This is a genomic window from Ralstonia sp. TCR112 (assembly GCF_007997035.1).
GTDB lineage: Bacteria > Pseudomonadota > Gammaproteobacteria > Burkholderiales > Burkholderiaceae > Ralstonia > Ralstonia edaphi.
In genome coordinates, this window is sequence record NZ_VOSS01000108.1 from 1 (window position 1) to 5,353 (window position 5,353).

Here is a 5,353-nt window from a genome sequence, read left to right on the forward strand (position 1 = left end):
GAATGGATCGAACCCGCCGATCCGGACCTGCACGACGACGCGCCGGTCGTGCTTTACCTGCATGGCGGCGGCTACTTTTTCTGCAGCCCGCGCACCCATCGCCCGATCACCATTGGGCTCGCCACGCATGCGCGGGCGCGTGTGTGCGTGCCGGACTACCGGTTGGCACCTGAACATCCCTTTCCAGCCCCGGTGGAAGATGCGCTGTCGACGTATCGCACCCTGCTCGCCCAGGGCGTGGCGCCATCGCGCATTGTCGTGGCGGGCGATTCCGCTGGCGGCGGACTGGCGTTGGCGTTGCTCGTGGCCTTGCGCGATGCGGCGGACCCGCTGCCGGCGGGCGCGGTGCTGTATTCGCCGTGGACGGATCTTGCCGCCACCGGCCAGAGCCTGATCGACAACGATGAATCCGACGTGATGTTTCGCGGCGCATGGATGGCGCACGGGGCCGCGTTGTACCTGGGTGATTCGGGCGCGCCGACCGACCATCCGCTCGCCTCGCCGCTGTATGCCGATTTCACGGGCTTGCCCACGCTGCACTGCTATGTCAGCACGAGCGAAGTGCTGCGCGACGACACCCTCCGAATGGCCGAGCGCGCGCGGGCGGCCGGGGTATCCGTTTCGGTAGAAATGGGGCGGCGGCTTCCGCACGTGTGGCCGATCTTCTATCCTTTCCTTCCAGAGGCGCGCGTAGCGCTCAAACGATCGGGCGAGCAGATCAGGCGACTGGTTGCCGCCCAGCATGAGAACCGAGAACCGGTGGAACTGACACCGGCATGACCCAACCGGCGCCCCTGCGTAGCCCGGTCGGGATGCGCAAACGGGGAGCCCAGCATGCGTCGGGTGGTGGTATTGGGTGTGGTGCTGGCCGTGGCGGCCGGTGCCTGGCAGTGGAGTCGGCTGCATCGGCTGAGGCTGGCGGATGTGCGCTTTGCGCCGATCGAAAACGTCGCGGCCGCGACCGGAACAACGGGCGCCCACGCCTTCAATGCCAACAAATCGCACTGGCTCAAGGCGTGCGACCAGGCGTTGGGCCCGATGCGCGTGGAGGTGCGTGCCACCGAAACGCCGCTGTCCTTTTCCAACGACCGCTCGGTCGAGCAGCTCACTGCCGAAGCGCCACCGTACGATCGCTCAGCGCGCGTGCTGGGCAAGACGTATGCGACGCTGCTGGCGCGCTTCGACGTGACGAGCCGATACATGGCGATCGCCACGCAGCCGGCCACGACCTGCCTGCGGCCGTCCATTTCGGTGGAGCTGGTGCTGAACAATTTTCGGGTGACCGTCGCGCGCGAATTTGCGCCGGGCACGTGCGCGTACAACGCCATCCGCGAGCACGAATTGCGGCATGTGGCCGTCAACCGCGCCGTGCTGCCGCACGCTGCCGAGGTCATCCGCAAGGAGATCGAGAGCGAATACGGCGGCCGGCTCTACTTTGGAGACCCGGACCGCATTGCCGCCGATTTGCAGGCAGCGCTCACGCGCCATTGGCTGCCGCGTGCGCAATCGCTGATCGAACTGGGCTTGCAGGCGCACGAGCAGATCGATACGCCGCGTGAGCAGGAGCGCATGAGCCGCGTGTGCAACGGCGAGGTGCAGGCCGTGTTGCAGCAACTTACGCGCAGCTAGCGCTGATCGGGCAGGTTCAGGCGGCCGGGCGGTGCGCGGCGCGTGCCTGCAGTTGCGCGACAGCCTCGTCGACGATGGCTTCGGGCGGCAGCGCGATGTCGACGACGACGGCGTCGGTCGGCTCTTCCAGTGCGTCGAACTGGCTGCGCAGCAGGTTCGGGTTGAAGAAGTGGTCTTTCCGTGCAGCAAGGCGGCCTTGCAGCAGATCGAAATCGCCCTTCAGATAGACGAATTCAGCGTTGCCGGCGGGGCCGCGCAGCACGTCGCGGTAGCGCTGCTTCAGCGCTGAGCACGCCACCACCAGCGATTGCCCGTTGCTTGTCTTCTCGTCCATGTAGGCGCGGATGGATTCGAGCCAGGGCTTGCGGTCGTCGTCGTTCAGGGGAATGCCGGCGTGCATCTTGGCGCGGTTGGCCTCGGAGTGGAACTCGTCGCCATCACGGAAAGCGCAGCCCAGCCGCTCGGCGATCTTCTGGCCCACCGTGGATTTGCCGCAACCCGAAACACCCATCACTACTACGATCATCGTCATTCCCTACGAGCAAGAAAGCGCAAAACATCAGGCCGGCATGTTAGCGCGTTGAAGACGACGCCCACCGATTTTTGCTGCTGCAGCGCAGCAATTGTTCCGCGTCATTGTTCGTCGGGCAACGGATTGCCAAATACGTCAACCTGCGTCAAATTGCGTTTGAAGCAGTGGTTACAAATCATTCAGAACAAGGCCCCAAAAAGGCCAACGTTGATTGGAGGAGACATCCATGGCTGGTGAGGTTTTCGACGCGCGACCGCGCAACGGTGTGTCGTATGTGGTGGGCGATACGTCGGTACCGCTCGCACATGTCACGGTCTCGGCGTTGCTGGCGGATACCGTGGGCCGCTGCCCCGACGACGAGGCGGTCGTGTTCCGCGAGCAGAACGTGCGCTGGACGTGGCGCGCCTTTGCCGAACAGGTCGACGCGCTGGCCGCCGGCCTGCACGCGCTGGGACTGGAGCGGGGAGATCGCATCGGCATCTGGTCGCCCAACCGCGTCGAATGGGTGCTCACGCAATTCGCGACGGCGCGCCTGGGGCTCATCCTCGTCAACATCAACCCTGCGTATCGGCTTTCAGAGCTGGAATACGCGCTCAACAAGGTCGGCTGCAAGGCCATCGTGGCGGCCGAAGCGTTCAAGACTTCGCGCTACCTGGAAATGCTGCAGACGCTCGCGCCCGAGCTGGCGACCGCGCAGCCCGGCGCATTGAATGCCGCCAAGCTGCCGGCGCTGCGCTGGGTCATCCGCATGGGCGAGGCCAATACGCCCGGCATGCTCAACTTTGCCGAGGTGATTGCGCGCGGAAAAAGCGTACCCGTTGATGCGCTCGATGCCATCACGGCCACGCTGTCGCCTGACGACGCCATCAACATCCAGTTCACCAGCGGCACGACAGGCGCGCCGAAGGGCGCCACGCTGACGCATGTGAACGTCGTCAACAACGCGCGCTTCGTTGCCATGGCGATGAACCTGCGGGGCGGCGATCGGCTGTGCATTCCGGTGCCGCTGTATCACTGCTTCGGCATGGTCATGTCGGTGCTGACCTGCACGGCCACGGGCGCGTGCATGGTGTTCCCGGGCGAAGCATTCGATCCGCTGGCCACGCTGCGCACGGTGGCGGAAGAGCGCTGCACGCAACTGCACGGCGTGCCGACCATGTTCATCGCGCAGCTCGAACATCCGGACTTCAAGAGCTTTGACGTATCCACCCTGCGCGGCGGCATCATGGCCGGATCGCCGTGCCCCATCGAGGTGATGAAGCGCGTCGTGTCGGAGCTGAACCTGCGCGAGGTCACCATCGCATACGGCATGACGGAAACGAGTCCCGTCTCCTTCCAGAGCGCCGTGACCGATCCGCTCGACAAGCGCGTGACCACGGTCGGCCGCATCCAGCCGCATCTGCAGGTCAAGCTCGTGGACGGTGCGGGCGAGGTGGTGCCGGTGGGCGAGAAGGGCGAGCTGTGCACCAAGGGCTATTCGGTCATGCTCGGCTACTGGGACGACGAGGCCAAGACCGCCGACGCCATCCACGACGGCTGGATGCGCACGGGCGATCTGGCAACGTTCGATGCCGAGGGCTACTGCAACATCGTCGGCCGCGTGAAGGACATGCTGATCCGCGGTGGCGAGAACGTTTACCCGCGCGAGATCGAAGAATTCCTCTTCCGGCATCCGAAGGTGCAGGCCGTCAACGTGTTTGGCGTGCCCGACCCGAAGTACGGCGAAGAGGTCTGCGCGTGGATCGTCCTCAAGCCCGGCCAGCAGGCCACGGAAGACGAAATCCGTACGTTCTGCCAGGGCCAGATCGCGCACTACAAGATTCCGCGCTACATCCGCTTCGTCACCGAGATGCCGATGACGGTGACGGGCAAGGTGCAGAAGTTCGTCATGCGCGATCGCATGATCGAAGAGCTCAAGCTGACGGTGGCCGCCACGGCCTGAAGCGAGCTCGCAGTTTCGCAGTTGAAATGCGAACCGGTTGCGCGCGGCTTTTCGTTGCCATGACGATGCTTGCCGCGCGCAATTTTGTTTGCCTGCCCGGGGCAAGCCGCGAGGTAAAAACCGAGACACGTTTCCCGCATGCGTCTTGCTGATAGGGGGCGCTCGCAGCCGAGCGGCCGCAAGAGGCCCCCAGCTCGCGATACAAACGTCGTCGAGACACGCAACCCGACGCAACGTGCGCCACGGGATGCTCTGTCGGCGCAGGGCTGCCGCTCATGCAATGTGAGCGCCGATGCGCCGATGTATCACGCCTGAAACACCCAGCCAATCGCCTGTCTCAAACACCGGCGCTGCGCCCATCCGTCCGTGTGGTTTGCGTCTTGGCGCGAAGGTCATGCATGCCATGGCCGCCGTGCGTTCCATGGCGTTGTATCGGCGCTGCAACCGGAAGGGCCCAAACAACCCCTCAAACGTTGCACATCTCGACACGATTGCGCGGCACGGCCCGCGCTTATGTGCGCGCGTGCCGGTGAAACTTTTGCGTTTTCAATTGCTTAGAACCGCGGTGTCGGGCGGACCCGGAAGTTGGCACCGATTATGCAAACGAGCCGCCCCGGGGTGGGTCATGTTGTTCCCACAGGCAGAGCGCGCCGGCCTGACTGGCTGCGTTTCCAGCCGTCCCTCTCACCTTTATGGAGTGCGTTATGAAGAAGACCTTACTGGCCACCGCGATCGCCATGGGATTGGGGGTCTCTGGCGTTGCATTGGCCGATATCGGGAATACGGCGTCTGGCGCGGGTGACAAGACCCAAACCAACACGTCGACCATCACCAGAACCAATACGAGCACAGACACGACGACGAGCACGGCAACCACCACAACCACCACGGCAACCGACAACTCGAATCAGCACAACAACCAAAGCCAGGGCAGCAACCGCGACAACAGCGGCTGGGTCAACGCCGATGGCTATGGCACCGCTGCGGCCAACAACGGCGGCACGGCAACGGCAACCTTCACCAATTCCTTCAACACCAGCAAGGCGATTGCCGTCTCCAAGCTGGACGGCACCGTCACCAACATCAGCGTGTCGGGCATCGGCAACGTCGCCACCAACAATGGCGGTTCGGCCAATGGCGGGGCTGGAGGACGTGGCGGATACGGCTACGGGGGTGCCGGCGTTGGCGGCAACGGTGGCGCGGGCGGCGCGGGCGGCAGCGGCGGCGCTGGTGGCAGCTCGGGCAGCGTG

General features: G+C 64.6%; 4 protein-coding genes and 1 pseudogene. 4 read left to right on the plus strand and 1 reads right to left on the minus strand.

Translation table 11 applies throughout. The annotated features are described in order from the left end of the window. Both FUT88_RS22610 and FUT88_RS22615 read left to right on the plus strand, forming a co-directional pair. Window positions 1–780, plus strand: a 780-nt coding sequence (locus FUT88_RS22610) for an alpha/beta hydrolase (RefSeq protein WP_147218572.1), incomplete at its 5' end; no start/stop codon positions are given. Window positions 781–834: 54 nt separating this feature from the next. Continuing rightward, window positions 835–1,629, plus strand: a complete 795-nt coding sequence (locus FUT88_RS22615) for a hypothetical protein (RefSeq protein WP_147218574.1) — start codon at window positions 835–837, stop codon at window positions 1,627–1,629. 16 nt (window positions 1,630–1,645) lie between these two features. Here FUT88_RS22615 and FUT88_RS22620 read toward each other — a convergent pair whose 3' ends face one another. Beyond that, entirely contained in the window at window positions 1,646–2,155 is a 510-nt protein-coding gene (locus tag FUT88_RS22620; RefSeq protein WP_147217236.1) for a gluconokinase, read from the minus strand. Between the two features lie 232 nt (window positions 2,156–2,387). Between FUT88_RS22620 and FUT88_RS22625 the strand changes: the two genes are divergently transcribed. Then, window positions 2,388–4,103 (plus strand): AMP-binding protein, encoded by a 1,716-nt coding sequence (locus FUT88_RS22625; RefSeq protein ID WP_147217148.1) that lies wholly within the window; start codon window positions 2,388–2,390, stop codon window positions 4,101–4,103. Window positions 4,104–4,807: 704 nt separating this feature from the next. Beyond that, a pseudogene (locus FUT88_RS26935) lies at window positions 4,808–5,353 on the plus strand (hypothetical protein); the annotation flags it as partial.